This window comes from Streptosporangium heterodermiicola, from assembly GCF_051390675.1.
Classification (GTDB): domain Bacteria; phylum Actinomycetota; class Actinomycetes; order Streptosporangiales; family Streptosporangiaceae; genus Streptosporangium.
The window spans coordinates 1-601 of the sequence record NZ_JBPJSR010000097.1 but is presented as its reverse complement, the minus strand read 5'-3'; the positions used below and the strand labels follow the sequence as shown (position 1 = coordinate 601).

The 601-nt window shown below is 72.9% G+C and carries 1 protein-coding gene; it reads right to left on the bottom strand.

Annotated features, from left to right (window positions below):
* A partial coding sequence (locus ACSC1Q_RS43050) for a glycosyltransferase family protein (RefSeq protein WP_495573956.1) occupies nt 1–591 on the bottom strand: 591 nt, incomplete at its 3' end.
* Nucleotides 592–601 lie beyond the last annotated feature (10 nt).

The window sequence follows — 601 nt, the reverse complement described above, 5'->3', positions numbered from 1 at the left end:
GTCCTCGGAGAAGGCGGTGCCGGTCCTGGCGGCCCAGCCCCCGAGCCACTGGGCGAGCACGTCCTGCCGGTCGCCGGGCGGCCGCTGTTCCTTGACGCGCAGGTAGTGGCCGCGCATCCGGGCGAACAGGTCCAGCCCCCACATGAAGCGGGCGTGCGCCGCTCCGCTCGCCTTCGCCGCGACCGCCCCGGCGTAGGTGAGCGGCTCCCAGATCACCAGGTCCGGCTGCCACTCCCGGCAGAACGCGGTCAGCTCCTCCACCATGGGGTCGTTCACCACCCGCCACCACCACGGCACCACCCCGCCGTACCCCCAGGTGAGGTGCTCCCAGGTGAGCACCTCGGGGCGGTCCTCCGCCATGTCGAAGACCGGGGCCTCGGGCGCCACCCGTTCCAGGACCTTGGACAGGCGCCGCAGCTCGTGGTCCCTGCCGACGGGGACGGCGGTGAGGCCCGCGCCGGTGACGACGTCGGTCAGCTCGGGCTGGCTGGCCACCCGTACCTCGTGGCCGGCGTTGCGCAGCGCCCACGCCAGCGGGACCATCCCCAGGAAATGGCTCTTCTCGGCGTGGGTGGCGAACAGGACGCGCATCTTCTTTCCT